24 protein-coding genes are annotated in these 25,751 nt (G+C 71.4%); 11 read left to right on the forward strand and 13 right to left on the reverse strand.

Going from position 1 to position 25,751, the window contains the following annotated elements; all coding sequences use genetic code 11:
* Positions 1-57 precede the first annotated feature (57 nt).
* The 6 genes from KBO27_RS19415 to hemW form a co-directional block, all read right to left on the reverse strand.
* Positions 58-792 carry a 16S rRNA (uracil(1498)-N(3))-methyltransferase gene (locus KBO27_RS19415; protein ID WP_210971322.1) on the reverse strand — a complete coding sequence of 245 codons (735 nt, stop codon included), beginning with the start codon at positions 790-792 and terminating at the stop codon, positions 58-60.
* A gap of 8 nt (positions 793-800) precedes the next feature.
* The gene (gene dnaJ, locus KBO27_RS19420) at positions 801-1,973 is read right to left on the reverse strand and encodes a molecular chaperone DnaJ (RefSeq protein ID WP_210971323.1); all 1,173 of its coding nucleotides are present in this window, start codon (positions 1,971-1,973) and stop codon (positions 801-803) included.
* Between the two features lie 61 nt (positions 1,974-2,034).
* Complete coding sequence (gene hrcA, locus KBO27_RS19425) at positions 2,035-3,057, reverse strand: heat-inducible transcriptional repressor HrcA (protein ID WP_132679440.1); 1,023 nt, start codon at positions 3,055-3,057, stop codon at positions 2,035-2,037.
* Between the two features lie 177 nt (positions 3,058-3,234).
* Positions 3,235-3,624 (reverse strand): type II toxin-antitoxin system death-on-curing family toxin, encoded by a 390-nt coding sequence (locus tag KBO27_RS19430; protein WP_210971324.1) that lies wholly within the window; start codon positions 3,622-3,624, stop codon positions 3,235-3,237.
* Positions 3,625-3,822: a ribbon-helix-helix protein, CopG family gene (locus KBO27_RS19435; RefSeq protein WP_132679444.1), complete on the reverse strand. Its 198-nt coding sequence runs from the start codon at positions 3,820-3,822 to the stop codon at positions 3,625-3,627.
* Positions 3,823-3,854: 32 nt separating this feature from the next.
* On the reverse strand, positions 3,855-5,078 hold the full coding sequence (hemW, locus tag KBO27_RS19440; RefSeq protein ID WP_210971325.1) for a radical SAM family heme chaperone HemW: 1,224 nt from the start codon (positions 5,076-5,078) through the stop codon (positions 3,855-3,857).
* A 66-nt stretch (positions 5,079-5,144) separates the two neighbouring features.
* Between hemW and KBO27_RS34810 the strand changes: the two genes are divergently transcribed.
* The 11 genes from KBO27_RS34810 (at position 5,145) to KBO27_RS19490 (ending at position 19,563) form a co-directional block, all read left to right on the forward strand.
* The gene (locus KBO27_RS34810; protein WP_363863310.1) at positions 5,145-5,237 is read left to right on the forward strand and encodes a putative leader peptide; all 93 of its coding nucleotides are present in this window, start codon (positions 5,145-5,147) and stop codon (positions 5,235-5,237) included.
* 119 nt (positions 5,238-5,356) lie between these two features.
* Complete coding sequence (locus KBO27_RS19445; protein ID WP_210971326.1) at positions 5,357-7,054, forward strand: nitrite/sulfite reductase; 1,698 nt, start codon at positions 5,357-5,359, stop codon at positions 7,052-7,054.
* Entirely contained in the window at positions 7,051-7,206 is a 156-nt protein-coding gene (locus KBO27_RS19450) for an Insertion element protein (protein ID WP_132621128.1), read from the forward strand. The genes KBO27_RS19445 and KBO27_RS19450 overlap by 4 nt, the downstream gene beginning before the upstream one ends.
* Positions 7,206-7,934: a phosphoadenylyl-sulfate reductase gene (locus tag KBO27_RS19455; protein WP_210971327.1), complete on the forward strand. Its 729-nt coding sequence runs from the start codon at positions 7,206-7,208 to the stop codon at positions 7,932-7,934. The genes KBO27_RS19450 and KBO27_RS19455 overlap by 1 nt, the downstream gene beginning before the upstream one ends.
* Before the next feature lie 66 nt (positions 7,935-8,000).
* On the forward strand, positions 8,001-8,927 hold the full coding sequence (gene cysD, locus KBO27_RS19460) for a sulfate adenylyltransferase subunit CysD (RefSeq protein ID WP_132679451.1): 927 nt from the start codon (positions 8,001-8,003) through the stop codon (positions 8,925-8,927).
* 55 nt (positions 8,928-8,982) lie between these two features.
* The gene (locus tag KBO27_RS19465; RefSeq protein WP_246537595.1) at positions 8,983-10,326 is read left to right on the forward strand and encodes a sulfate adenylyltransferase subunit 1; all 1,344 of its coding nucleotides are present in this window, start codon (positions 8,983-8,985) and stop codon (positions 10,324-10,326) included.
* A complete protein-coding gene (locus KBO27_RS19470) occupies positions 10,323-11,078 on the forward strand; it encodes a sirohydrochlorin chelatase (RefSeq protein WP_210971328.1) in 756 nt (251 codons plus the stop codon). The genes KBO27_RS19465 and KBO27_RS19470 overlap by 4 nt, the downstream gene beginning before the upstream one ends.
* A 132-nt stretch (positions 11,079-11,210) precedes the next feature.
* Positions 11,211-11,435 carry a hypothetical protein gene (locus KBO27_RS19475; protein ID WP_132679454.1) on the forward strand — a complete coding sequence of 75 codons (225 nt, stop codon included), beginning with the start codon at positions 11,211-11,213 and terminating at the stop codon, positions 11,433-11,435.
* 265 nt (positions 11,436-11,700) lie between these two features.
* On the forward strand, positions 11,701-16,311 hold the full coding sequence (locus KBO27_RS19480) for a type VII secretion system-associated protein (protein WP_210971329.1): 4,611 nt from the start codon (positions 11,701-11,703) through the stop codon (positions 16,309-16,311).
* Between the two features lie 6 nt (positions 16,312-16,317).
* The gene (locus KBO27_RS19485; RefSeq protein WP_210971330.1) at positions 16,318-18,657 is read left to right on the forward strand and encodes an ADP-ribosylglycohydrolase family protein; all 2,340 of its coding nucleotides are present in this window, start codon (positions 16,318-16,320) and stop codon (positions 18,655-18,657) included.
* A 129-nt stretch (positions 18,658-18,786) separates the two neighbouring features.
* Complete coding sequence (locus tag KBO27_RS19490; protein WP_210971331.1) at positions 18,787-19,563, forward strand: enoyl-CoA hydratase family protein; 777 nt, start codon at positions 18,787-18,789, stop codon at positions 19,561-19,563.
* Between the two features lie 68 nt (positions 19,564-19,631).
* Here KBO27_RS19490 and KBO27_RS19495 read toward each other — a convergent pair whose 3' ends face one another.
* The 7 genes from KBO27_RS19495 to KBO27_RS19525 form a co-directional block, all read right to left on the reverse strand.
* Entirely contained in the window at positions 19,632-20,039 is a 408-nt protein-coding gene (locus KBO27_RS19495; RefSeq protein ID WP_210971332.1) for a barstar family protein, read from the reverse strand.
* Positions 20,040-20,044: 5 nt separating this feature from the next.
* Positions 20,045-20,458, reverse strand: a complete 414-nt coding sequence (locus KBO27_RS19500; protein WP_210971333.1) for a guanyl-specific ribonuclease — start codon at positions 20,456-20,458, stop codon at positions 20,045-20,047.
* Positions 20,455-20,688 carry a hypothetical protein gene (locus KBO27_RS19505; protein ID WP_210971334.1) on the reverse strand — a complete coding sequence of 78 codons (234 nt, stop codon included), beginning with the start codon at positions 20,686-20,688 and terminating at the stop codon, positions 20,455-20,457. Before KBO27_RS19505 ends, KBO27_RS19500 begins: the two co-directional genes overlap by 4 nt.
* Before the next feature lie 136 nt (positions 20,689-20,824).
* Positions 20,825-21,712 carry a 3-hydroxyisobutyrate dehydrogenase gene (gene mmsB, locus KBO27_RS19510; protein ID WP_210971335.1) on the reverse strand — a complete coding sequence of 296 codons (888 nt, stop codon included), beginning with the start codon at positions 21,710-21,712 and terminating at the stop codon, positions 20,825-20,827.
* Between the two features lie 49 nt (positions 21,713-21,761).
* Positions 21,762-22,796, reverse strand: coding sequence for an enoyl-CoA hydratase/isomerase family protein (locus KBO27_RS19515; RefSeq protein ID WP_210971336.1), 1,035 nt, complete (start codon positions 22,794-22,796; stop codon positions 21,762-21,764).
* A gap of 47 nt (positions 22,797-22,843) precedes the next feature.
* Positions 22,844-24,007 carry an acyl-CoA dehydrogenase family protein gene (locus KBO27_RS19520; protein ID WP_210971337.1) on the reverse strand — a complete coding sequence of 388 codons (1,164 nt, stop codon included), beginning with the start codon at positions 24,005-24,007 and terminating at the stop codon, positions 22,844-22,846.
* A gap of 58 nt (positions 24,008-24,065) precedes the next feature.
* The gene (locus tag KBO27_RS19525; protein ID WP_210971338.1) at positions 24,066-25,565 is read right to left on the reverse strand and encodes a CoA-acylating methylmalonate-semialdehyde dehydrogenase; all 1,500 of its coding nucleotides are present in this window, start codon (positions 25,563-25,565) and stop codon (positions 24,066-24,068) included.
* Between the last annotated feature and the right edge of the window lie 186 nt (positions 25,566-25,751).

Consider the following 25,751-nt stretch of genomic DNA (forward strand, 5'->3'; position numbering starts at 1 on the left):
CGTCAGCCGATCGCGCTACGCAAACGGGGAAGTTCTCGATCTTGGTCACCCGAGGTGTCAGGACCAGCGGGTGGTCACAGCCCCCAGCGCGCCCAGCGCCACGGCGGCGGCGGTCGAGGCCCGCAGGACCGTGTGCCCCAGGCGTGTGACCTGCGCTCCGGCGTCGCCCAGGGCGGCGAGCTCGTCGTCGGTGATGCCGCCCTCCGGGCCCACCACCAGCAGGACCTCACCCGAAGCCGGCAGATCGGCGGAGGTCAGCGGGCCGGTCGCCGACTCGTGCAGGACCAGCGCGGCGTCGGCCTCGGCGATGAGCGCGGCGAGCTGCTTGGTGCTGACCGGCTCGGTGACCTCGGGCGTCCAGGCCCGGCGGGCCTGCTTGGCCGCCGCCGCGGCGGTGCTGCGCCAGCGGGCCAGGGCCTTGGCGCCGCGCGGTCCGTCGTCCCACTTGGCCACGCAGCGGGACGCGCGCCACGGCACGACCGCGTCGACCCCGGCCTCGGTGGCCAGTTCGACGGCGAGCTCGCCGCGATCGCCCTTGACCAGCGCCTGGACCACCCGGACCCGCAGCTCCGGCTGCGGCTCGTGCCAGGTCTCCGACACCGCCAACCGCAGCGAATCGCGTTCGGCGGCCTCGACGACGCAGCGCGCCATGCCGCCCTGCGCGTCGGAGAGCAGCAGCTCTTCGCCGACGCGCAGGCGGCGCACGGTGGCGGCGTGCTTGCCCTCGGGACCGTCCAGCGTGGTGGATCCGCCCGCGGGCAACCGCTCCACCGAGAAGACCGGCAGCGACACGGGCTGCCTCAGCGGTGCCCGAAGGAGCGGAACCGCGAGAACAGCCCCTGCCTGCCGTTGCCGTTGGCGGTCACCGTCGGCTCGGGCTGCTCCTCGCCGCGCAGCTTGGCCAGGTCGCGCAGCATCTCCGACTGGGTGTCGTCGAGGTTCGTCGGAACCACGACGTCCAGGTGGATGTGCAGGTCGCCGTGGCCGCTGACCTTGCCGTTGGAGCGCAGCTTGGGCAGTCCGCGTCCGGTGATCACGTGCTCGGTGCCGGGCTGGGTGCCCGCCTCGACCGCGATCTCCTCGTGCGAACCGTCCAGCGTCTCCAGCAGCAGCACCGTGCCCAGCGCCGCCGCCGTCATCGGCAGTTCGACGTTGCAGTGCAGGTCGGCGCCGTCGCGGGTGAACCGGTCGTGCGGCTGCTCCTCGACCTCGACGAACAGGTCGCCCGCCGGGCCACCGCCGGGGCCGACCTCGCCCTCGCCGGCGAGCCGGACGCGCATGCCGTCGCCGACGCCCGCCGGGATCTTGACGGTGATGGTGCGCCGCGCGCGGACCCGGCCGTCACCGGAGCACTGCTGGCAGGGGTCGGTGATGACCTCGCCGAAGCCGCGGCAGACCGGGCAAGGGCGGGACGTCATGACCTGGCCCAGGAAGGACCGCTGCACCGACTGCACCTCGCCGCGACCACCGCAGGTGTCGCAGGTCGAGGGCGCGCTGCCGGCCTTCGAACCGCCGCCGTCGCAGACGTCGCAGAGCACCGCGGTGTCCACGGTGATGTCGCGGTTGACGCCGCTGGCGCACTCCTCCAGCGTCAGCTCCAGGCGCAGCAGGGCGTCGGAACCGGGCTGCACGCGGCTGCGCGGGCCTCGGCCACCGCCGCCGCCTCCGCCGCCGAAGAAGGCGTCCATGATGTCGCCGAGGCCGCCGAAGCCGGCGAACGGATCGCCGCCCATGCCGCCACCGGCGCCGCCGCCGTTGCCCAGCGGGTCCCCGCCGAGGTCCACGACCTGGCGCTTCTTCGGATCGGAGAGCACCTCGTAGGCGGTGGTCACCTCCGCGAACCGCTCCTGAGCCGCCTCGTCCGGATTGACGTCGGGGTGCAGTTCCCGGGCGAGTTTGCGGTATGCGCGCTTGATCTGCTCGGGTGTCGCGTCCTGGGAAATTCCGAGGGTCGCGTAGTAGTCCCTGGCCACCTTCTCCGTACTTCCTCTGCTCGATTAAGTCGAGTGAATGCCGGTCATGCCGGTGCGAACCTCACCGGCCGTCCAGGATCTCACCCACGTACGCGGCCACGGCACGGACCGCCGCCATCGTTCCGGGGTAGTCCATGCGGGTCGGGCCGACAACGCCCAGACCGCCCAAGACCATGCCATCCGAACCGTATCCGGTGGAAATCACCGAGGTCGTCTGCATCTCCAACGCTTCGTTCTCCGCCCCGATGCTGACCCGGACGGTACTCGAATCGCGGGCGGCGGCGAGCAGCTTGAGCACCACCACCTGCTCCTCCAGGGCTTCGAGGACCTGGCGCAGCGAGTTCGGGAAGTCGGCGACGTTGCGGGTGAGGTTGGGCGTGCCGCCGAGCACCATCCGCTCCTCCGGGTGCTCCACGAGCGACTCGATGAGCACGCCGCAGACCCGGATGAGCACGTCGCGCAGTTCCGGCGGGGCCTGGTCGGGCAGTTCGGCCACGGCGGCGGAGGCGTCGGCGAGCCGCTTCTCGGCCATCGCCGAGTTGAGCACGGTCCGCAGCCTGGCCACGTCGTCGTCGGTGATGACGTCGCCGAGGTCGACCATGCGCTGGTCGACGCGGCCGGTGTTGGTGATCAGCACCAGCATCAGCCTCGCTGGGGTGATCGTGACCACCTCGACGTGCCGGACGGTGGACCGGGTCAGCGTCGGGTACTGGACGACGGCGACCTGCTGGGTGAGCTGCGCGAGCAGCCGCACGCTCCGGCGCATCACGTCGTCGAGGTCCAGAGCGCCGTCCAGGAAGTTGCGGATGGCGCGGCGTTCGGGACCCGTCAGCGGCTTGACCTCGTGCAACCGGTCGACGAACAACCGGTAGCCCTTGTCGGTGGGCACACGTCCGGCGCTGGTGTGGGGCTGGACGATGAAGCCGTCCTCCTCCAGCGCGGCCATGTCGTTGCGCACGGTGGCGCTGGACACACCGAGGTTGTGGCGGTCGACCAACGCCTTCGACCCGACCGGCTCCTTGGACGACACGAAGTCGGCCACGATCGCCCGCAGGACCTCGAAGCGGCGTTCATCCGCGTTCACCCGCGCACCTCCTCAACAGCCTGCCCAGCGGATCTCGCGGTAACACGGGCCCACACCAATCCGCGCACCCGAAGCTCGGGGCTCTGGGCACCCCCATCGAGTTTACGGTGTTCGTCCCCCAGAACCGAGAGCCGCAGCTCCCACCCGACGGGCGCGCGGCAGCTTGAGGCCCAACGGCTACTGGCTCAGCCGCGGAGTCGTCCAAGCGCGCAACGTCCCCGCGATTTCCGGAACATCCAGCTCGCCGGAGGCGATGGCCACCACGAACTTCTCACCGTCATCAACCGTCGGAGCAGTCAGGAGGACTCCGTTGATCCAGTAGAAACCGAAGGCGCCGACCCACCCGAGCCGCTTGTTGCCGTCCACCAACGCGCGGTTGCGGACGAGCGAATGCAACAAGGCCGCTGCTTTGTCGTGCACCGTCGGATAGGCGTCCTTCCCGAAGACGGTTGCCTGTGCGCGTGCGAGCGCGCCCTGCAGCAAACCCCAGTCTCTGACCTCCGGTTGATGCCCCAGAGCGCGCGTCGCGGCGAGGACCAGGTCATCGATGGAGGGAAACCTGGTCACCTACTGGCCCAACCTCTCGATCAGCTCTGCGTCTCGCTGAACCACGAAGTCGACAGCCTCCGCGAACGAGACCTCGCGCCGGGCCGTGTACTCACGAATGGCTTGGCGCGCAACGTCCTGCATCGACCGGTGCTCGTCCTCCGCCGCTTGACGGAGAGCCTCGGCTTCCTCGTCTGTCAACCGCAGTGTCATCGCCATAACCGCATGATACCGCGTGATACCGGCAGATGTCAGGCGAGGAGGTCTTGGACGACCGCGTCGGCCAGCAGGCGGCCGCGGTCGGTGAGGACGCAGCGGCCGTCGGCGAGGGCGTCGGGCTCCAGCAGGCCGTCGGCGACGGCCTGGTCGGCGGCGCGGCGGCCCGCGGCGTCGAGGGTCCGCACCGACAGGCCGCTGCGGACGCGGAGTTCGAGCATGACGCGCTCGATGCGCTGGTCCTCGGCGGTGAGCAGTTCGCGGGCCTGCGCCGGGGAGCCGCCCTCGGCGAGGGTGGCCGCGTAGCGGGCGGGGTGCTTGACGTTCCACCAGCGGACCCCGCCGACGTGGCTGTGCGCGCCCGGGCCCGCGCCCCACCAGTCGCCGCCCTGCCAGTAGCCGAGGTTGTGGCGGCACTCGGCGTCGGCGTCGCTCGCCCAGTTGGAGACCTCGTACCAGTGCAGACCGGCCTCGGCCAGCTTGGCGTCGATGAGCTCGTAGCGGTCGGCGAGGACGTCCTCGTCGGGCATCGGCAGCTCGCCGCGGCGGACCTTGCGGGCCATGGCAGTGCCGTCCTCCACGATCAGCGAGTACGCCGAGACGTGATCCACGCCCGCTTCCAGCACGGCGTCCAGCGAGTCGCGCAGGTCCTGCTCGCGCTCCCCCGGCGTGCCGTAGATCAGGTCCAGGTTGACGTGCTCGAACCCGGCGGCGCGGGCTTCGCGGGCGGCGGCCACGGCACGCCCCGGCGTGTGGGTGCGCTCCAGCACGCGCAGCACGTGCTCGGCGGCCGATTGCATGCCGAGGGACACGCGCGTGAAACCGGATTTTCGAATCCGTTCGAAGAACTCCGGGGAGGTCGACTCCGGGTTGGACTCGGTCGTCACCTCAGCCCCGGTTGCCAGGCCGAATGTGTCCCGGATCGCATCGACGACCGCGCCGAGCCGTTCGGCCCCCAGCAGCGAGGGGGTTCCGCCTCCCACGAAGACGGTCTCAGCGGCCGGCGCGGGGCCCGCGGAGAGGACCTTCGCGCCCAGTTCCAGCTCGGCCCGCAGACCGTCCAGCCAACTGCCGAAGCTCGCCGAAGATCCCAGCTCATCGGCGGTGTAGGTGTTGAAGTCGCAGTACCCGCAGCGGGTGGCGCAGAACGGCACGTGGACGTAGACGCCGAAGGGGCGCGAACCCAGCCCGGTCAGGGCCGATTCGGGGAGGCTCCCGTCGGCCGGGGCCGGTTCGCCGGTAGGGGGTTGAGCAGGCACGCTTCCACTGTCTCACCATGCGGATGGGGTTGGTTCCGCCGGTTCACGCGTGGCACGCTGCGCGACGTGGGTGCGACTCTGCCAAAGCTTCTCCTGGTCGCCCGCAGGTACGTTGACCTGCGGCGGGTGGCCAGCGCGCTCTGCCTCGGCAAGGTCTGATCCCCCGCCGTCTTTTTGTCTTGTTCAGTCGGCGCCGGGCCTCCGAGGAGTGAGAGCCGTCACGCCGACGGTACTTCCACGCGGAGGCTTCGCGCCTGGAAGTCCCGGAGGTCGCGGACATGGCTCCCCCCACGGAATCGCCTGCTCGTCCCGCCCGCAAGCGCAAGACCCGCGGCGAGGGCCAGTGGGCGCTCGGTTACCGCGAACCGCTCAACGCCAACGAGCGCTCCAAGAAGGACGACAACCCGCTCAACGTGCGCGAGCGGATCGAGAACATCTACGCCCACCGGGGTTTCGACGCCATCGACCCGGGTGACCTGCGAGGCCGCTTCCGCTGGTGGGGCCTGTACACCCAGCGCGCGCCCGGCATCCCCGGTGCGCGCACCGGCACGATCGAGCCCGAAGACCTCGACGACCGCTACTTCATGATGCGGGTGCGCATCGACGGCGGTGCGCTGACCACCGAGCAGCTGCGGGTCATCGGCGAGGTGTCGCAGACCTACGCCCGCGACACCGCCGACATCACCGACCGGCAGAACGTCCAGCTGCACTGGGTGCGCGTCGAGGACGTGCCGACGATCTGGCAGAAGCTGGAGAGCGTCGGGCTGTCCACCACCGAAGCCTGCGGTGACTGCCCGCGCGTGGTGCTGGGGTCGCCGGTGGCCGGCATCGCCGCCGACGAGATCATCGACGCCACCCCGGCGATCGCCGAGATCACCGAGCGCTACATCGGCGACCGGTCGCTGTCGAACCTGCCGCGCAAGTTCAAGACCGCCATCTCGGGTTCGCCGCGCTGGGACACGGTCCCGGAGATCAACGACATCTCGCTGGTCGGCGTGGTCCACCCGGAGCACGGTCCGGGCTACGACCTGTGGGTCGGCGGCGGTCTGTCGACCAACCCGAAGCTGGCCGTGCGGCTGGGCGCCTGGGTTTCGCAGGAGGACGCCGCCGAGGTCTGGCACGGGGTCGTGCAGATCTTCCGCGACTACGGCTACCGCCGCCTGCGCAACCGGGCCCGCCTCAAGTACCTGCTCGCCGACTGGGGCGCGGAGAAGTTCCGCCAGGTGCTGGAGGACGAGTACCTGGGCCGCAAGCTGATCGACGGACCCGCTCCGGAGACTCCGTCGGGCCACCGCGACCACCTGGGCGTGCACCGGCAGGTCGACGGCAACCACTACGTGGGCGTCAAGAGCGCCGCGGGCCGGGTGAGCGGTTCGACGCTGATGGAGGTCGCCAAGGCCGCCGAGCGCGTCGGTTCCAAGCGGGTGCGCACCACCGTCGAGCAGAACCTGCTGGTGCTCGACGTGGCCGAGTCCGAAGTGGACGGTCTGACCGCGGATCTGGCGAAGCTGGGCCTGCACGCCGACCCGTCGCCGTGGCGGCGCGGCGTGATGGCCTGCACCGGCATCGAGTTCTGCAAGCTCGCCATCGTCGAGACCAAGCAGCGGGCGATCGACCTGGTCTCCGAGCTGGAGAAGCGGCTCGCCGACGTGCAGGCCGGCGTCACCGACCCGGTGACGATCAACCTCAACGGCTGCCCGAACGCCTGCGCCCGCACGCAGGTCGCCGACATCGGCCTGAAGGGCCAGATGGTCCCGGACGCCGACGGCAACCAGGTCGAGGGCTTCCAGGTGCACCTGGGCGGTGGCTTGGCCATCGACACCGGGTTCGGCCGGAAGATCCGCGGCCACAAGGTCATCTCCACCGAGGTCGGCCCCTACGTGGAACGGCTCGTGCGCAACTACCTCGACCAGCGCGACGAGGGCGAGCGGTTCGCGCAGTGGGTGGCCCGCGCCGAGGAAGACGACCTCAAATGAGCGAGCGGGCGGTGCCGCAGTGCTGCCCGTACTGCGGCGACGAGGACCTCACCCCGGAGGAAGAGCCCGCCGGGGCCTGGAAGTGCCATGCCTGCCGACGGGTCTTCACCGTCCGGCTGGTCGGGTTGGCTCTGGGAGGGAACGGAGACTGATGACCGCCGACACCACCACGCAGATCGGATCGCGACGCAGCGACGAGGAGCTCAAGGCGCTGGTCGACAAGGCCGCGCCGGAGCTGGCCGACGCCACTGCCGAGGAGGCGCTGCGCTGGGCCGCCGAGAACTTCGGCGACGGCAAGCTGATCGTGGCCTCCAACATGCAGGACGCGGTGCTGGTCGACCTGGCCGCCAAGGCCATGCCCGGCGTGGAGATCCTGTTCCTGGAGACCGGCTACCACTTCGCCGAGACCATCGGCACGCGCGACGCGGTCGAGCAGGTCTACGACGTGAAGATGGTCAACGCGCTCCCCGAGCAGACCGTCGCGGAGCAGGACCAGGCCGAGGGCCCGCGCCTGTACGAGCGCGACGCGCAGCGCTGCTGCTTCCTGCGCAAGGTCGTTCCGCTGCGCAACACGCTGTCCCGCTACGAGGCGTGGGTGACCGGAGTGCGCCGGGTGGAGGCGCCGACCCGCGCCAACACCCCGATCCTGACCTGGGACGACCGCAACGGGTTGGTGAAGGTCAACCCGCTGGCGGCGTGGTCCGACGAGGAGATGCAGCGCTACATCGACGACAACGGCGTGCTGGTCAACCCGCTGGTTCCCGCGGGATATCCGTCCATCGGATGCCAGCCCTGCACCGCCAAGCCGCAGCCGGGAGCGGACCCGCGCAGCGGGCGCTGGGCGGGCAGCTCCAAGACCGAATGCGGATTGCACGGCTGAGTTCTCAGCGCACACGAGCACGACTTCGATCCGGGTGCGGGTGTCCCGGGAGACGACGGAGGGGAAATGACCACAGCAGACACCGAGGTGTCCGCGCCGCCGCAGGTGGACAACCTGGCCGCGCTGGAGTCCGAGGCGATCCACATCTTCCGCGAGGTGGCCGGTGAGTTCGACCGGCCGGTGATCCTGTTCTCCGGTGGCAAGGACTCCACGGTGCTGGTGCACCTGGCGATCAAGGCGTTCTGGCCCGCGCCGGTGCCCTTCTCGCTGCTGCACGTCGACACCGGGCACAACTTCCCGGAGGTGCTGGACTTCCGCGACGACATCGTCGAGAAGCACCAGCTGCGCCTGGTGGTGGCCAAGGTGCAGGACTACATCGACGACGGTCGGCTGGCCGAGCGCGCCGACGGCACCCGCAACCCGCTGCAGACCCAGCCGCTGCTCGACGCCATCGGCGACAACAAGTTCGACGCCGTCTTCGGCGGCGGTCGCCGCGACGAGGAGCGCGCCCGCGCCAAGGAGCGCATCTTCAGCCTGCGCAACGCCTTCGGCCAGTGGGACCCGCGCCGGCAGCGCCCGGAGCTGTGGAACCTCTACAACGGGCGGCACCGCCCGGGTGAGCACGTGCGCGTGTTCCCGCTGTCGAACTGGACCGAGCTCGACATCTGGCGCTACATCCAGCGGGAGAAGATCGAGCTGCCGGAGATCTACTACGCGCACCGCCGCGAGGTCTACCTGCGCGACGGCATGTGGCTGACCTCCGGCCCGTGGGGCGGTCCGCGCGACGGCGAGAACCCGGAGTCCAAGACGGTGCGCTACCGCACGGTCGGCGACGGTTCCTGCACCGGCGCGGTCGAGTCCGAGGCGTACACGGTGGACGACGTCATCGCCGAGGTCGCGGCGTCGCGCCTCACTGAGCGAGGCGCCACCCGAGCCGACGACAGGATCAGCGAAGCCGCCATGGAAGACCGCAAGCGCGAAGGCTACTTCTGATCCCGCCCGTTCTCCGTTCTCCTTCCCACTGCCACCAGGAATGGGTTTCCAGACGATGACCGAGACCACGACTCGCACCGCGCCGGACAGCGGCACCGAGGTGACGCTGCCGGTGAACACCGATCTGCTGCGGCTGGCCACCGCGGGCTCCGTCGACGACGGCAAGTCCACGCTGGTGGGTCGGCTGCTGCACGACACCAAGTCGGTGCTGGCCGACCAGCTCGACGCGGTGCACCGGGCCAGCGCGGACCGCGGCCTGGCCACCCCTGACCTGTCGCTGCTGGTCGACGGCCTGCGCGCGGAGCGCGAGCAGGGCATCACCATCGACGTGGCCTACCGCTACTTCGCCACGCCGAAGCGCACCTTCGTGCTGGCCGACACGCCCGGTCACGTGCAGTACACCCGCAACACCGTGACCGGTGCCTCGACCGCCCAGCTGGCGGTGCTGCTGGTCGACGCCCGCAACGGCGTCGTCGAGCAGACCCGGCGGCACGCGGCGGTTCTGGCGCTGCTGGGCGTGCCGCAGCTGGTGCTGGCCGTGAACAAGATCGACATGGTGGACTTCGACGAGGCGACCTTCACCCGCATCGCCGAGGAGTTCGCCACCCACGCCAGGGCTCTCGGCTACGCCGACGACGCCGTGGTGACCATCCCGGTGTCGGCGCTGCTCGGCGACAACGTGGTGGAGCGCTCGGAGAACACGCCCTGGTACTCCGGCCCGTCGCTGCTGGAGCACCTGGAGAGCGTGCCGGTCGCGCCGGACCCGCACGACGTGCCGTTCCGGATGCCGGTGCAGTACGTGATCCGGCCGCGCACCGCCGAGCACCCGGACTACCGCGGCTACGCGGGCCAGGTCGGCGCCGGTGTGGTGCGGGCCGGGGACGACGTCGTCGTGCTGCCCGCCGGCGTGCGCACCAAGGTGTCCAAGGTGGACACCGCCGACGGCGAGCGCGCCGAGGCCGCGGCAGGTCACTCGGTGACGCTGCTGCTGGAGGACGACGTCGACATCTCGCGCGGTGACCTGATCGCCGCGGCGGACACCGCTCCCCGGCTGACCGACGAGCTCGACGCCACGGTGTGCTGGCTGGCGGAGAAGACGTTGAACCCGGGCGCGAAGGTGCTCGTCAAGCACGGTGCCCGCACCGTGCAGGCGATGGTCACCGAGCTGTCGGCGCGCTTCGACGAGCAGCAGCTGACCAGCGTCGCCGCTCCGGACTCGTTGCAGCTCAACGAGATCGGCCGGGTGCAGCTGCGCACCGCCGAACCGCTGCCGGTCGACGACTACGCCGACAGCCGCCGCAACGGCTCCTTCCTGGTCATCGACCCGGCCGACGGCACCACCCTGGCCGCGGGCCTGATCGGTGTGCCGCTGGCCCCGTTCGCCGAAGCGTCGCGATGACCTCCGCGCCGCTGGTCGCCGTCGCGCACGGCAGCCGGGATCCGCGCTCAGCCGCGACGATCCACCGGCTGCTGGGCGTGGTGCGCGCGCTGCGGCCGGAGCTGGACGTGCGCGTGGCGTTCCTGGACCTGTCCCAGCCGCTGCTGGGCGACGTCCTGGACGCCGTGCGCGCCGACGGGCACCGGGAGGCCGTGGTCGTGCCGCTGCTGCTCGGCCACGCCTTCCACGCCCGCGTCGACGTGCCCGCCGCCGTCGCCGACGCGCAGCAGCGGCATCCGGACCTCCGGGTGCGCATCGGCGACGTGCTGGGTCCGGACCCGCGGCTGGACGCCGCCGCGTGGCGCCGGCTGCTGGCGGCGGGTGCCGATCCCGACGATCCGGAGCTCGGCGTGCTGCTGGCGGGCGCGGGATCGTCGCACGCACCGGCCAACCGCCTGGTCGCCGACGTCGCGGCCCGCTGGCAGTCCCGCACCTCCTGGGCCGGAACGGTCGCGACCTTCGCGGCCGCGGCGGCCCCGGACGTCCCGGCCGCCATCGAACTGCTGCGCGCCCGGGGTGCGCGGCGGTTCGCGGTCGGGTCCTGGTTCCTGGCGCCGGGGCTGCTCCCGGACCGCATCGTCGAGCTGACCCAGGCCCGTGCTGACGCTCCGCTGATCGCGGGTCCGATGGCCGACGATCCGGGCGTGGCCGATCTCGTCCTGCACCGCTACGATCTCGCCACCGTCGACGCGCCGCTGCCCGTCCTGGCGTGAGAGTGGGCGACTCGTCTCACGCGCAACGGTTTGGCGAGAATTCGCCAAGTGGCTTCGCCCTCGCACCCTCATCTGCATGATGTGATCTGTGCCGTTCACGCCAGGGTTGCGCGCGCAGGAGGTCGCTCCGCGATGACGTCGATCCCGCACCTGATCGCGCGGGTGCGCCCTGAGTTCGCGCGCAGCGAGCAGGACAAGTCCTGCCACTTCTTCCCGCTCCCGAGCGGTGGTCCGCTGCCCGAGACCCTGCGCGCATACTGCGGTTTCAGCATCGCCCCCGGTCAGGCCGAAGCGCTGGACGGGCCCGCGGGGATGCCGTGCCTGGGCTGCTTGATGGCCGCAGCGCTGTCCGACTGAACGCCCGGCTCCGTCCGGGTGAACCATTGCCGTCCCGGCCCACGTGTGATCCACCGGACCGCACCGCTGAGTTTCACTCAGAGTTGTTCTCTCAAAGACTACGATTCATCCCATGAGGTCATGAGAGAGTGCACAACGGCGCTTGAACGGGGAACCGGCAGCTCACCGTGCATCGTTGACCCGTCAGGCCCACGCGATCGAGTGACCGTCGCTGTGGGGGCGATCAATGCAAGGCTGGACAGGGAGTCAGGGACAACAGGTCGAGATGAACACGCAGCAGCCGAGTCGACCGGTCATCACACCGGCTATGCGGGAACAGGCCAAGAAGCAGCCCAACACCTGGCTGTACGTGGTCGACCCGATCTTCACCGACCCCAACGCCGAAGTGCCGCCGTGGGGTTTCATCGGCGGTTACCGCGTCGACGAGCAAGGTGAGATCACCGACGACTTCTCCCCCAACCCCAACTACCGGCCCTCGCCCGTGGCGCTGCGGCTGCCCGCGCCGACCAACGACGTCGAGCGCGCGCTGCAGCTGACCACCACCGGGTACGCGCAGGGCCACTCCCTGCTCGCCGCGATGCTCGACTCCGAGCTGATCCTGTTCGCCCAGCCGCAGGGCAGCGGGCTGTTCACGATGGAGCACGAGTCGGGCCGCCGTCAGCTGCAGGTGTTCACCTCCGACGGCTTCCTGCCGCCGAACTGGACGACCTGGCAGCGCATGACCGGACGGCAGCTGGCGACCAACCAGCTCTCCGGCATCGACCTGCAGATCAACCCCACCAGTCCCGTCAAGGCCCGCATGCCCGGTGAGGACCTGGTCAAGATCGCCGCGTCGGTCCCGCCGAAGCCGGTGGGCGTGCCGATGTCGCCGCCGGTGGGCACGCCGATGCCTCCGGTTCCCGCGGCCGGCCCTGTCTCGCCGCCGGTGGGCACGCCGATGGCACCGCCCGCGGGCGCACCGGTCTCGCCGCCCGCCGGGATGCCGGTGTCCAACGCGGCTCCCGCGGTTCCGGTCGGTCCCGCGACCCCCATCGTTGCCCAGCAGCCCGCGGCTCCGGCGGACCCGGCCGAAACAGAGTTCGGCCGCCGGTTCCTGGGCTCGATGCTGGCCGGGGCGATCGGTGACGCGCTGGGCGCGCCGGTGGAGTTCTACCCGATCGACCAGATCCGCAGCCGCTTCGGCGAGGACGGCGTCACCGAGTACGACCGCAGCGGCGAGCACCCGGGCGAGTTCACCGACGACACCCAGCTGACGCTGTTCACCCTCGAAGGGCTGATCCGCGCGCACAGCCTGGCCCGCAGCGGCGACTCCGCCGGTCCGCTGCCCGCCGTCCAGCTCGCCTACCAGCGCTGGCTGCACACCCAGGGCTACGCGTGGATGCGGTCGGCCGGGCCGTTCGCGGCCAAGCACCCCAAGGCCAACGGCTGGCTGATCGAGCAGTCCGACCTGTTCGCCGTGCGCTCGCCGAACAGCGGTTCCATCAGCGCCCTCCGCGAGTTCGCCTCGGTGGGCGCGCCCGGCACGTTCGAGCGGCCGATCAACGACTCCGACGACTGCGGTGGCGTGGTCCGCGCCGCCCCGGTCGCGCTCTGGTCGGACGACCCGCGCTCGGTCTTCGAGCTCGCCGCCGCCACCGCCGCGCTGACCCACTCCCAGCCCAACGCCCACCTGCCCGCCGGTGTGCTGGCGGTGCTGGTGCACCGGCTGCTGCGCGAGGAATCGCTGACCTCGGCGCTCGAGCAGGCCCGCGAGCTGCTGGCCGCCTACCGCGATCACGAGGACACCGACCGCGCGCTGCAGGCCGCCGAGGAGCTCGCCGAGAAGGGCAAACCCACTCCCGAGCAGCTCAAGGACGCCCTCGGCAGCGGCTGGGCCGGGCACGAGGCGCTGGCCATCGCGGTGTGCGCGGCGCTGTGCACCGACACCATCGCCGACGCCCTGATGCTGGCGATCAACCACTCCGGCGACAGCGATTCGACGGCCGCGATCTGCGGCAACATCGTCGGCGCCCGCAACGGCGCCGCCGCGCTGCCCGGCGTGTGGCTGCGCGACCTGCGGCAGCGCGAGGTCGTGGAGTCGCTGGCCAAGGACGGACTGCTGGAGTTCCGCGGCACCCCGCCCGCCGGCGACGCGTGGGCCAAGCGCTACCCGGCCTCCGGTGACGTCTCCGACCTGGACTTCGCCTCGTCGCTGCCCCGCGCGGAAACCCCGGCGGAAACCCCGGTGGAGACCGAGGACGCGCCGGCGGAGACCGACGAGGCGGAGCACACCGCGCCCGAGCCGGAGGTGGAGCCCGAGCCGGAGGTGGCCGCACCGCAGGTCGCATCCGTCGTCTCCCCACCGGAATCGGCCGCGCCGCCACCTCCGTCCTCCCCCGAAGACCTGCGCACGCAGCGGATCCTCGGGATGTTGCTGGGCGCCGCCGCCGGTGACGCGCTCGGCTTCCCCATCGAGGCCGACTCGCTGGCCGAGATCCGCGCGAAGTACGGCGACTCCGGGCTCATCGACTACGTCGACGGACACCACCCGGCCGGGTCGATCAGCGACGAGACCCAGCTGACCGCGTTCACCGCCGAAGGACTCATCCGCGCCTCGACCGCGCGCCGCCAGAACGGCTCCGCCGACCCGACGACCCACGTTCAGCAGGCGTACCAGCGCTGGCTGCACACCCAGGGCGTCGAGTGGGCCGAGGCCGGGGGCAGCGCGGAGGAGCCGGACGGCTGGCTGGTCGACCAGCGCGAGCTGTTCGACCGCCGCGTCCGCGGCATGACCACGATGCAGGCGCTGCGCGGCTTCGCCGGCGGCAACGAGCCCGGTTCGCTGGACAAGCCGCCGAACGACGCGGCCGACTGGGGCGCGGTGATGCGCGCGGCTCCGGCGGCCCTGTGGTCGGACGACCCGTCCGAGGCGTTCCGCACCGGGGCCCGCACCGCTCTGCTCACCCACGGCCACGCCAGCGCCTACCTGCCCGCCGGGTCGCTCGCCCTGCTGGTGCACCAGCTGCTGGCCGACCGCTCGCTGCCGCAGGCCGTGGACCGCACGCTCCTCGAACTGTCCGAATGGGACGGTCACGAGGAGACGATCACCGCGCTGCGCAAGGCCGTCGAGCTGGCTGCGACCGGAACGCCGACGCCGGAGCAGATCGAGGAGGCCTTCGGCACCGCGCACTCCGGCGCCCAGGTGCTGGCCATAGCGGTGTGCGCGGCGCTGACCCACCCGGAGTCGTTCCCGGAGGCGCTGGTGCTGGCCGCCAACCACTCCGGCGCCAGCGACTCCACCGCGTCGATCTGCGGCGGCATCATGGGCGCGGCGCACACCGCGTCCGCGATCCCGCAGCACTGGCAGGACAAGCTGGAACTGCGCGAGACGCTGGAGTTCCTGGCCGCCGACGCGGACCTGGAGTTCGGCCCGAAACCGCCGTCCGGTCAGCTGTGGGCGGCGCGCTACCCGGTTCCCGAGGAGCAGCCGACCGAGGCGGAGCCCGAGGACGTGGCTGCGGCCGAGGAGGAGCCCGAGCCGGAGCCGACCGAGCAGGAAGCCAGCACGCCTGAACCCGTCGAGCCGGAAGCCGAGGAGGCGGAGGTAGCGATCGCCGCGGCCGAGGAAGCACCCGCCCACAAGGACGACTCCGACGACGGGCTGTCCGACGAGGAACTGCGGTTGCTGCTGGCTTGGCGCAAGTTCCGCGACAACGACGACGGCAACGGCAACGCCGACCTCACCCAGGGCCTGCACAAGCTCCTGGTGGAGGCGTTCGGCGAGGAGCGCGCGGCGCAGCTCATCGGCGAGTCCGCAGCGGAGGACGCCGAGGTCGAGGACGAGGTCGAAGCCGTCGAGGAGGAGCAGGTCCGGCCCAGCCGCCGCGACCGGCTCTCCGGCTGCGTGCTCGGCAGCGCCGCGGGTGACGCCCTCGGCGCGCCCTGGATGTTCAGCGACCTGCTCACCACGCTGCGCGAGAACCCCGACGGGGTGCGCGCGCACGCCGAGCTGTTCGGCCGCCTCGGCGCCGCCACCGCCTACACGCAGCAGACCGCGTTCGTGCTGGCCGCGCTGAGCGGCGAGAACCCGGACCGGCCGTCGCTGGTGCGGGCCTCGCTGCGGGACTGGGTGCGCACCCAGGGCGGTCGCCCGACCCCGGACGGCGGCGGCAAGCTCAGCGACGTGGAAGCCCTTCGCGCGCAGCGGTTCCCGGACGAGGCGACGCTGACCGCGGTGGCCCGCTGGGGCGACCGGGGTGAGAACCCGACTCCGGGCAACCCGCCGAACGACGCCCGCAACGCCGCCGCGACCGTGCGCGGTGCCGTGGTCGGTTTCGAGGCCACCGACGCGGTCGAGGCGATCACGCTGGGCGTCGGCATCGGCGTGCTCACCCACGGCCACCCGGACGGTTACCTGCCGGCGGCCGCGCTGGCGGGCCTGGTGTGCGGGCTGGACGGCGGCCGGACGCTGATCGAGGCCGTGCAGTCGGTGCTTGCCGAACTCGACCGGATGGAGGGCGCCGAGAACACCGCGGGCGGCCTGCGCGCCGCCGTCGAGATCGCCACCAGCGGTCCCGTGTCGCCGACGGTGCTGGAGTCGCTGGGCCTGGGCTGGCACGCACCGGAAGCCCTGGCCATCGCGGTCGCCGCGGCCCTGTCGCACCCGAACTCGCTGGCCGACGCGGTCTCGCTCGCGGCCACGCACGCGGGCAACAGCGCGGCGACGGCGGCGATCTGCGGCGCCCTGATGGGCACCGCGCGCGGCGTCGAGGAGCTGCCCGAGGAGTGGATCGACGGGCTGGAGCTTCGGGAGGTCCTGGATCGGCTCCTGGCCGAGGTGGACGTCTCCGAAGTCGAGGAGCCCGAGCCGCAGCCCGCCGCCAACAGCGCCGGATAAGCCGTAGTGGACGAACGCGGGCTGGACGAGAACGAACGCGCGCTGCTGGCCGCATGTCGGCGGGACCCGGTGGAACGCCGGCTGCTGACGGTCTGGCGGCGCTGGGAGAGCCACCCCGCGACCCGTCCGCTGTGGGCCGCCGAGCTGCAGCAGCGGATCGCGCCGGATTCGGACGCGGCGTCCCCGGAGACCGGGCTGGCCGACCGCTCCGGTGTCCTGCCCGGCTCCTCGGCCCGCGTGCTGGGCATGCTGCTCGGCGGCGCGGTCGGCGAGTTCGCCGCGCTCGGCCGCGTCGGTCAGCGCACCGGCGCGCTGCTGTTCGTGCTGGAAGGGCTGATCCGCGCGCACACGCAGCTGCGCTCGACGGGTTCCGGCGAACCGACCTCGGCGGCGCTGGCGGCGTTGCGCCGCTGGCTGCACACCCGGGGTGTGCCGTGGCGGGACTGCGGCGGGGACTCGCCCCGGCCGAGCGGTTTCCTGGTCGCCGAGCGGGATCTGCACGATCCGGCGACCGACGAGCCGACGCTGCTGACCTCGGCGGCGAAGGTCGTCGCCGGACATCCGCAGGGCACCCGGCAGCAGCCCATCAACAGCTCGGACACGGCCACCGCCGTCCCGTTCGGGGCGCTGGCCGCGCTGTGGTCGGGCGATCCGGGCGCGGTGTTCGCGCTCGGCGGCGACCTGGCCGCGCTCACCCACGGGCACCCGCACGGGCACAGCCCGGCCAGCGTGCTGGGCACGACGACGCTGTGGCTGCTGCGCGGGCACGATCTGGAAACCTCGCTGCGCCAGGGCATCTCCGGATGGCAGTCGGGTCGCACCGCGCTGGGCGACGCGCTGCGGCTGGGCCTGCTCAGCCCGGCGGGCGTCCGGCCGGGACCGGCGCACCTGGGCGCGAACCGCAGCGGGCTCGGCGCGCTCGCGGTGGCCGCGCGAGTGGCGCTGGCCTGCGAGGACGACTTCGCCGCCGCCCTCGCCTCGGCCGCCGAGCACGGCGGGGACACCGCGAGCGCGGCGATGCTGTGCGGGCAGCTGCTCGGCGCGCTGCACGGCCCCACCGCGATCCCCGCGGAACTGCTGGAGCACTTGCCGATCCTCGACGTGATCGAGCGCCTGGGCCGGGACGCGGCGGCCGAGTTCGGCCCCGAGCCCGACGAGTCCGCCGCGTGGGAGAACCGCTACCCCGCCGACGATTCCACCCCGACGGCCACCACCGCGACAGCGGACTACCGGACCGGGCTCACCGGGGTACCGCGACTGGCCGCCTCGCGGGACCGGTTCCTCGGCGCGGTGCTGGGCTGCGCGGTCGGCGAGGCGCTGGGAATGCCGGTCGCTTCCGACAGCTGGGACGAGATCCGCGCACGTCACGGCGCCGACGGGCTCACCGAGTACGTCCCCGCCGGGCACCCGTCAGGACGGCTCGGCAGCGACACCCAGCTGCTGCTGTTCTCGGTCGAGGGCGTGCTGCGGGCCAACGTCGCCCGCCGCGCGGGCGAGACCGACGACCCGATCCGGCACCTGCAACACGCCTACCAGCGCTGGCTGCACACCCAACACCTCAGCTGGCCGCGCGCGGCGGGCGATTTCCTCCGCGAGGCACCGGAGCCCGACGGCTGGCTGGTCCAGCAGCGTGCGCTGTTCCAGACCCGCAACCCGGGGCGGACGATGATGCGCACGCTGATCGCCTTCGCCAAGGGCCAGCAGCCGATGGGCACCCCCGAGAAGCCTGCCAGCGATTCGGCGGGCAGCGGCGCGATCATGCGCGCGCTCCCGGCGGCCCTGTGGTCCGACGACCCGTCGGAGGTGTTCGCGCTGGGCATGCGCAGCGCCGCGCTCACCCACGGCCACCCCACCGCCCTGCTCAGCGCGGGCGCGCTCGGGTTCATGACGTCCAAGCTGCTGATCGGCGAACCGCTGGCCGAGGCGGTCACCGGCGCCCTGGCGGAACTCGCCCCGCACAGCGGCCACGAGGAGGTCACCCGCCGCCTCACCGCCGCCAAGGACCTCGCCGGTGGCGCCCGCCTGACCCCGGACGAGCTGGAACGCGAGCTCGGCACGGCGGGCACGGCCGCCGAAGCCCTCGCCATCGGCACCTACGCGGCGCTGGCGGCCGACGGCGACTTCGACACCGCCCTGCCGATCGCCGCCAACCACTCCGGCAACAGCTCCACCACCACGGCCGTCGCCGGCGCGCTCACCGCGGCCACCACCGGTGCCGCGAAGATCCCCCAGCGCTGGACCGCGGAGCTCGAACTCCACGACGTCATCGACCGGATCACCCGGGACGCCGCCCAGGAGTTCGGCCCTCGCCCACCCACCTGGGACACCCGCTACCCACCCACCTGACCGGTTTCAGCGGAACCCCTCTCCCGACTTCCTCTGAAACCGTGGTCCTGATCTCCACGGAAATCGGTGGGTTCGGTGTGGGGAGGTGGGTGTGGCGCGAGAGGTGCGGGGCTGGTTAACGTCTCGGGCATGGATGAGCTCGTGCACTTCGAGGTGGCCGACGGGGTCGGAACGATCACCCTGGATTCGCCGCACAACCGCAACGCCCTGTCCGCCCAGCTCCGCCGGGAGCTCAAGGGGCACCTGGACGCCGCGACGAACGACGACGCGGTGCGCGTGATCGTCCTGGCCCACACCGGCAAGGTGTTCTGCGCCGGGATGGACCTCAAGGAGTCCCGCTCGGCGGATTCCGATCAGCAGGGCGTCAACGAGTTCCCCGCGCTGCTGGAGCAGATCTGGACCAGCCCGAAGCCGGTCGTGGCCAAGGTCGCCGGACCCGCCCGCGCGGGCGGCGTCGGGCTCGTCGCGGCCTGCGACATCGCGGTCGCGGCCGAGACCGCCACGTTCGCCTTCACCGAGGTCCGCATCGGCGTGGTCCCGGCGGTGATCTCGGTGACGGTGCTCCCCCGGCTCAACGCCCGCCAGGCGCACGAGCTGTTCCTCACCGGCGAGACGTTCGACGGTCGGCGCGCCGCGGAGATCGGGCTGCTCAACTCCGCCGTCCCGGCCGACGACCTGGACTCGGAGGTCAAGCGCTACACCGACATGCTGGCGCTCGGCGGACCCACCGCCCTGGCCGCGACCAAGAGCATGCTCACCAGCCAGCGGCCGGAGTCGATGAGCGACGACTTCGCCGAGATGCTGGAGCTGTCGGCCCGGCACTTCGCGGGCGAGGAGGGCCAGGAGGGCATCACGGCGTTCGCGGAGAAGCGCAAGCCCAGCTGGGTCCCGGAAGCGCTGCGGTGAGCGAATGGTCGGTGGCGCCGCTGCGGCGCCACCGACCATTCGCATCCGGTATTACGAGCTGCTGCTGATCAGGATCGGGTCAGCACCGCGGTGAACCGGCGCCCGCACATGGGGCGTTCCGCAGCGTCGCGCAGGACCGAGTTGATGCCGTTGAACGCCTTGGGGTCGTGGTCGGCGAGGTCCTGGAACCCGGACCAGATCAGGACGTGCTCACCTTCCGGCAGCCAGGACAGGTCGGTCAGGCAGTCGTAGAGGGAGTCCAGGTTCCGCCCGGCCCACTCGGGGAAGTCGAGGACGGCGGCGATGCCGTCGAGGGTGGTGCGCTTGCTGGTCAGGTCGACGCCGTCGAGGACGTGGGCGGTCGCACCTCGTTCCTCGGCTGTGACGACGGCTTCGCGAGCCGTGATGTCGGCGCCCGGCTGATCACTCACCGGCTGCTCCTTCCGCAACCTGCTGGCCAGTTTCGCTCCGAACATGGCACTCAACCCGCCGTATCCACAACCACGAACGACTCGTAGTGATCACCGGTGTAGTACACCTCGTCCTGCCCACCCGTGACCAGTCGGCGCGCGCCGCGATCCTTCGAGCCCGGGGTCGGCACGGTGTACTCGTGGTAGTAGCCGGACTTCTGCTTGGGCAGCTCGCCTTCGCGGTTGCCGAACACCGAGCCGTCCTTGCCCGGGTACGGGAACGGCCCACCCTTGACGATGAGCTGGTAGGTCTTGCCCGTCTCGGGCGGCAGCTTCGAGAGCTGCTGGACCTGCAGTCCGGACTGGCCGGCACCGGGCACCTCGGTGCTCGGCGAGTCGGCGACGACGTCCTTGCCGAACCACCCCAGCACGACCAGGGCGACCAGCCCGACCAACGCCGACGAAATGCGCTTGCGCGAGCTCACGCCGTCTTTCCCCTCCGCCCGGTCTCACCGTCGCGGCCGACCGGCGGTTCGGCGCCGCGCACGCGGGTGAACCTGGCACCGAGCCCGTCCACCGCGCGGTCGACGACTCGCGCCACCCCCCAGCACAACGGCACCAGGACTGCAAGGACCAGGGCGACCTGCAGCGGATAGACGAGCTGCACCAACCACAGCTCGACGCCGTCGTACCACTCGACCAGCAACTCCAACACAACGCGCAGCGTACGCGCGCCACCACGACGCTGCGCGCACCCCCGGACCACCGCGACCGGCCGACCGGCCGGGCCGGGTGGGATGAGATGCGCACCACTGCGACGCGTGGTGCCGGTGTGGCACCTCCCGCCGCGCTCAGGAGCCGGAGTGCTCGCGGATGGACTTGATGATGGCGCCGAAGTCCTGGCCGCCGCCGCCCTCCTCGTTGAAGCGGCGGTAGAGGTCCGTGGCGAGGCGGCCGAGGGACGCGTCGGTGCCCGACTGCTCCGCCGCGGAGAGGGCGAGGTTGAGGTCCTTGAGCATCAGGGCCGCCGCGAAGCCGGGCTCGTAGTCGTGGTTCGCACGGCTGGTCTCCACCAGGTCGGGAACCGGGCAGTTGGTGGTCAGCGCCCAGCACTGGCCGGTGGAGACCGCAGCGACGTCGTAGAGCGCCTCGTGCGAGAGGCCGAGGCGCTCACCGAGCACGAACGCCTCGCTGACCGCGATCATCGACGCGCCCAGGATGAGGTTGTTGCACATCTTGGTGACCTGGCCGTTGCCGGGACCACCGCAGTGGATCACCTTGCGCGCCATCGGTTCCAAGACGCTCTCGGCGCGCTGGAAGTCGGCCTCGGAACCGCCGACCATGAACGTCAGCGTCCCCGCCTCGGCACCGGCCGTGCCACCGGAGACGGGCGCGTCGATGCTGCCGAAACCCGCTTCCTGCGCGCGCTGGTGCGCGGCGCGCGCGTCCGCGACGTCCACGGTGGAGGAATCGACCAGCAGCGCCCCGGAGGCAGCGTGGGGCAGCACCTCGTCGTAGGCGTCCAGCAGGTGCTTGCCGCTGGGCAGCATGGTGATCACCGCGTCGGCTCCGCGGACCGCGTCCGCGATCGAGGACACCGTGGTCACGCCGTTGTCCGCGGCGGCGGCCAGGGCGGCCGGGACGAGGTCGTAGCCCTGCACGGTGTGGCCGGCCTTGACGAGGTTCGCCGACATCGGACCGCCCATGTGACCGAGTCCGATGAAACCGATGACAGCCATTGTCACTACCTTTCTGCTCGAACGTCCGCCAAGACCGGCGAACCTGCGCTCAGCCGAACAGCTTCGGCTCGTCGGAGGCCGGTTCGAAGAACTTCTGCACCCGGGATTCGTCCACTTCGGACAGAGTGGTGGGAGACCACTGCGGGTTGCGGTCCTTGTCGACCAGCGCGGCGCGCACGCCCTCGACGAAATCGCCGATCCGCACGCACGCCATGGCCAGCCGGTACTCCAGCGTCAGCGCCTGCTCCAGCGACTCGTACCCGCTGCGCATCGCGCGCAGGGTGACCTTGAGCGCCGTGGGCGATTTGGTCTCGATGGTCGTCGCGGCGTCCTGCGCGGCCTGCTCGGGACGTTCCCGCAACCGGGCCAGGACGGCCTCGACGTCCGAGCCCGCGTAGGCGGCGTCGATCCACTCCCGGTGCTCGGCCAGGGCCGGCTCCGGCACCGGCGCGGCGAAGACCGCCAGCACCTCGTCCACGTCACCGCTGCTCAGGGCCTCGACGAGCTCCGGGAGCCGGGCGCTGTCGACGTAGTGGTCGGCCAGGTCGCAGTACAGCGCGTCCGCGCCGCCGACCGCCCCGCCGGTCAGCGCGAGGTGCGTGCCGAGCTCACCGGGGGTGCGCGACATCAGGTAGGTGCCGCCGACGTCGGGGATGAAGCCGATGCCGGTCTCGGGCATCCCGACCTTGGAGCGCTCGGTGACCACCCGGTGCGATCCGTGCGCGGTGATGCCGACACCACCGCCCATGCAGATGCCGTCCATGATCCCCACGACCGGCTTGGGGTAGTTGGCCAGCGCGGAGTTGAGCCGGTACTCCTCGGTCCAGAACGCCGCGGGCAGCGACTCGTCACCGGCCTTGGCCGCGTCGTGCAGGGCGCGCACGTCGCCGCCGGCGCACAGACCGCGCTCACCGGCGCCGTCGATCAGGATCGCCCTGATGTGCTCGGCGTCGCGCCACCGCTCGACCGCCTCGGTCATCTCCCGGACCATGCCGAGGGTCAGCGAGTTGAGGGCTTTCGGGCGGTTGAGCGTGATCCGCCCGAGCGAGCCGTTCTCGCTGACCAGGATCTCGGACTCCGTCATGGTGCGAAACTCCATCGTTGTGCGAGGCGCTGCCCCCGAGGCCGCGGTCAGGCCGCCAGCAGACCACGGGAGATGATCAGCCGCATGATTTCGTTGGTGCCTTCCAGGATCTGATGCACCCGCAGGTCGCGGACGATCTTCTCCAGGCCGTACTCGGCAAGGTATCCGTATCCACCGTGGATCTGAAGTGCCTCGTTGGCCACGGTGAACCCGACGTCGGTGGCCAGCCGCTTGGCCATCGCGCACAACCGGGTGGCCGCCGGGTCCTCGGTGTCCAGCGCCCACGCCGCCCGCCACAGCAACAGGCGCGCGGCCTCCAGCTCGGTGGCCATGTCGGCGAGCTTGAACTGCAGCGCCTCGAACTCGCTGAGCTTGGAGCCGAACGCGCTGCGCTCCCGCACGTAGGCGAGCGACTTGTCCAGCGCGGCCTGCGCGCCCCCGAGCGAGCAGGCGCCGACGCTGAGCCGGCCGCCGTCGAGCCCGGCCATGGCGATGCGGAACCCGATGCCCTCCTCGCCGAGCCGCTGATCAGCGGAGACGCGGACGCCGTCGAAGATGACCTGGCGCGTGGGCTGGGCGTTCCAGCCCATCTTCTTCTCGTTGGCCCCGAAGGACAGCCCCTCGGCCCCGGCCTCCACGACGAAGGTGGAGATGCCCTTGTGCCCGGGTTCGCCGGTGCGGGCCATCACCACGTAGACGTCGGAGCTGCCGCCGCCGGAGATGAACTGCTTGACCCCGGTGAGCAGGTAGTCGTCGCCGTCGCGGACCGCGCGGGTCTGCAGCGCGGCGGCGTCCGATCCCGCGCCGGGTTCGGTCAGGCAGTAGCTCGCGAGGCGTTCCATCGAGCACAGCCCCGGCAGCCAGCGCGCCCGCTGGGCGTCGGTGCCGAAGCGGTCGATCATGCCCGCGCACATGTTGTGGATGGAGATGTAGGCGGCGATCGACGGATCTCCGCTGGCCAGCGCCTCGAAGATCAGAACCGAGTCGAACCTGCTCAGGCCGCTGCCACCGAAGGCCTCATCGACGTAGACGCCGCCGATGCCGAGCTCCCCCGCTGCGCGCAGCGTCTCGACCGGGAAGTGCTTGTCCTGGTCCCACTCCACGGCGTGCGGGGCGAGCTGGTCTTGGGCGAATTCCAGCGCGGCCTCACGAATGGCGCGCTGGTCGTCGGCGAGCTCGAAGGGCGAGCTCGCCACTGCTGCGACGGACACGTCGACTCCCTCCTCGCGTTCGGGCGGGGACCGGGATCGCCGGTCCCCGCCCGCGCGATCAGTGCATCGTCGGGATGGTGAAGCTGGCGCCTTCCTTGAGTCCGGAGGGCCAGCGCGAGGTGACCGTCTTGGTCTTGGTGTAGAAGCGGATCGCGTCCGGGCCGTGCTGGTTGAGGTCGCCGAATCCGGACCGCTTCCAGCCGCCGAAGGTGTGGTAGGCGATCGGCACCGGGATCGGCACGTTCACGCCGACCATGCCGGTGTTGACCCGGTTGACGAACTCGCGCGCGGCGTCGCCGTCGCGGGTGAAGATCGCGACGCCGTTGCCGTACTCGTTCTCGTTGGGCAACCGCAGCGCTTCCTCGTAGTCGGCGGCGCGGACGATCGACAGCACCGGGCCGAAGATCTCCTCGCGGTAGATGCGCATCTCCGGCGTGACGTGGTCGAACAGCGAGGCGCCCATGAAGAAGCCGTCCTCGTTGCCGGCCAGCGAGAAGTCCCGCCCGTCGACCACCAGCTGCGCGCCTTCGTCGACGCCGACGCCGACGAGGTCGTGCACCTTCTGCCACGCCTGCTTGGTCACCAGCGGACCGAAGTCGGCGTCGGCGTCGAAGCTGGTGCCGACCTTGAGCCCCCGGATCTTCTCGACGAGCTTGTCGACGAGCGCGTTCGCGGTGGCCTCGCCGACCGGCACGGCCACCGAGATCGCCATGCAGCGCTCCCCCGCCGAGCCGTAACCGGCGCCGATGAGCGCGTCGGCGACCTGGTCGAGGTCCGCGTCCGGCATGACGATCAGGTGGTTCTTGGCTCCGCCGAAGCACTGGGCGCGCTTGCCGTGGGCCGCGGCGGTGGAGTAGATGTACTCGGCGATGTCGGAGGATCCGACGAAGCCGATGGCCTCGATGCGCGGTTCGGTCAGCAGCGCGTCGACGGCGGTCTTGTCGCCGTTGACGACGTTGAAGATCCCCGGCGGGCCCCCGGCCTCGACGAACAGCTCGGCCAGTCGCACCGGCACCGAGGGGTCGCGCTCGGAGGGCTTGAGCACGAAGGCGTTGCCGCAGGCGATCGCCGGTGCGGCCTTCCACAGCGGGATCATCGCCGGGAAGTTGAACGGCGTGATGCCGGCGACCACGCCCAGCGGCTGGCGCAGCGAGTAGACGTCGATGCCGGTGCCGACGCTGTCGCTGTACTCGCCCTTGAGCAGGTGCGGGACGCCGATCGCGAACTCCACGACCTCCAGGCCGCGCTGGATGTCGCCCTTGGCGTCGGCGACGGTCTTGCCGTGCTCGGAGGCCAGCACGCGGGCCAGGTCCTCCATCTCGTCGTTGATCAGCTGCACGAACCGCATGAGCACGCGGGCGCGCTTCTGCGGGTTCGTCGCGGCCCATGCCGGCTGCGCCGCAGCCGCGTTGTCGACAGCCGCCGTGACCTCGTCGGTCGAGGCCAGCGGCACCCTGGCCTGCACCAGGCCCGTGTTGGGGTCGAACACGTCACCGAAGGAACCGGAAGTGCCCGGCACCCGCTTTCCACCGATGAAGTGCTCCAGCTCGCGTGTCATCTCGCACCGCACCTCCGCCGAACCGGCCATCGAAAATAATAGGAAGGCAAACTGTTTGTAGCCCAATCTTTCCCACAAGGAACGCACGCACAACAGGGTGTGCCGCGTCACAGTATCGATTCTGCGCACTTCACGCCGTTTTATCCACCGGCGGAGGAGGACGGATCGGACGCGAAGGAGTGCGCG

The sequence above is a fragment of the Saccharopolyspora endophytica genome, from assembly GCF_018070075.1.
In the GTDB taxonomy this organism is placed as follows: domain Bacteria; phylum Actinomycetota; class Actinomycetes; order Mycobacteriales; family Pseudonocardiaceae; genus Saccharopolyspora; species Saccharopolyspora endophytica.

Bases quoted from the DNA above. Each gene is read 5' to 3' on its own strand.
- KBO27_RS19435 (WP_132679444.1), bottom strand. From the start codon at position 3,822: ATGGCGATGACACTGCGGTTGACAGACGAGGAAGCCGAGGCTCTCCGT.
- KBO27_RS19445 (WP_210971326.1), top strand. From the start codon at position 5,357: ATGGCTCCCCCCACGGAATCGCCTGCTCGTCCCGCCCGCAAGCGCAAG.
- KBO27_RS19450 (WP_132621128.1), top strand. From the start codon at position 7,051: ATGAGCGAGCGGGCGGTGCCGCAGTGCTGCCCGTACTGCGGCGACGAG.
- KBO27_RS19455 (WP_210971327.1), top strand. From the start codon at position 7,206: ATGACCGCCGACACCACCACGCAGATCGGATCGCGACGCAGCGACGAG.
- cysD (WP_132679451.1), top strand. From the start codon at position 8,001: ATGACCACAGCAGACACCGAGGTGTCCGCGCCGCCGCAGGTGGACAAC.
- KBO27_RS19465 (WP_246537595.1), top strand. From the start codon at position 8,983: ATGACCGAGACCACGACTCGCACCGCGCCGGACAGCGGCACCGAGGTG.
- KBO27_RS19470 (WP_210971328.1), top strand. From the start codon at position 10,323: ATGACCTCCGCGCCGCTGGTCGCCGTCGCGCACGGCAGCCGGGATCCG.
- KBO27_RS19475 (WP_132679454.1), top strand. From the start codon at position 11,211: ATGACGTCGATCCCGCACCTGATCGCGCGGGTGCGCCCTGAGTTCGCG.
- KBO27_RS19480 (WP_210971329.1), top strand. From the start codon at position 11,701: ATGAACACGCAGCAGCCGAGTCGACCGGTCATCACACCGGCTATGCGG.
- KBO27_RS19490 (WP_210971331.1), top strand. From the start codon at position 18,787: ATGGATGAGCTCGTGCACTTCGAGGTGGCCGACGGGGTCGGAACGATC.
- KBO27_RS19495 (WP_210971332.1), bottom strand. From the start codon at position 20,039: ATGTTCGGAGCGAAACTGGCCAGCAGGTTGCGGAAGGAGCAGCCGGTG.
- mmsB (WP_210971335.1), bottom strand. From the start codon at position 21,712: ATGGCTGTCATCGGTTTCATCGGACTCGGTCACATGGGCGGTCCGATG.
- KBO27_RS19515 (WP_210971336.1), bottom strand. From the start codon at position 22,796: ATGACGGAGTCCGAGATCCTGGTCAGCGAGAACGGCTCGCTCGGGCGG.
- KBO27_RS19525 (WP_210971338.1), bottom strand. From the start codon at position 25,565: ATGACACGCGAGCTGGAGCACTTCATCGGTGGAAAGCGGGTGCCGGGC.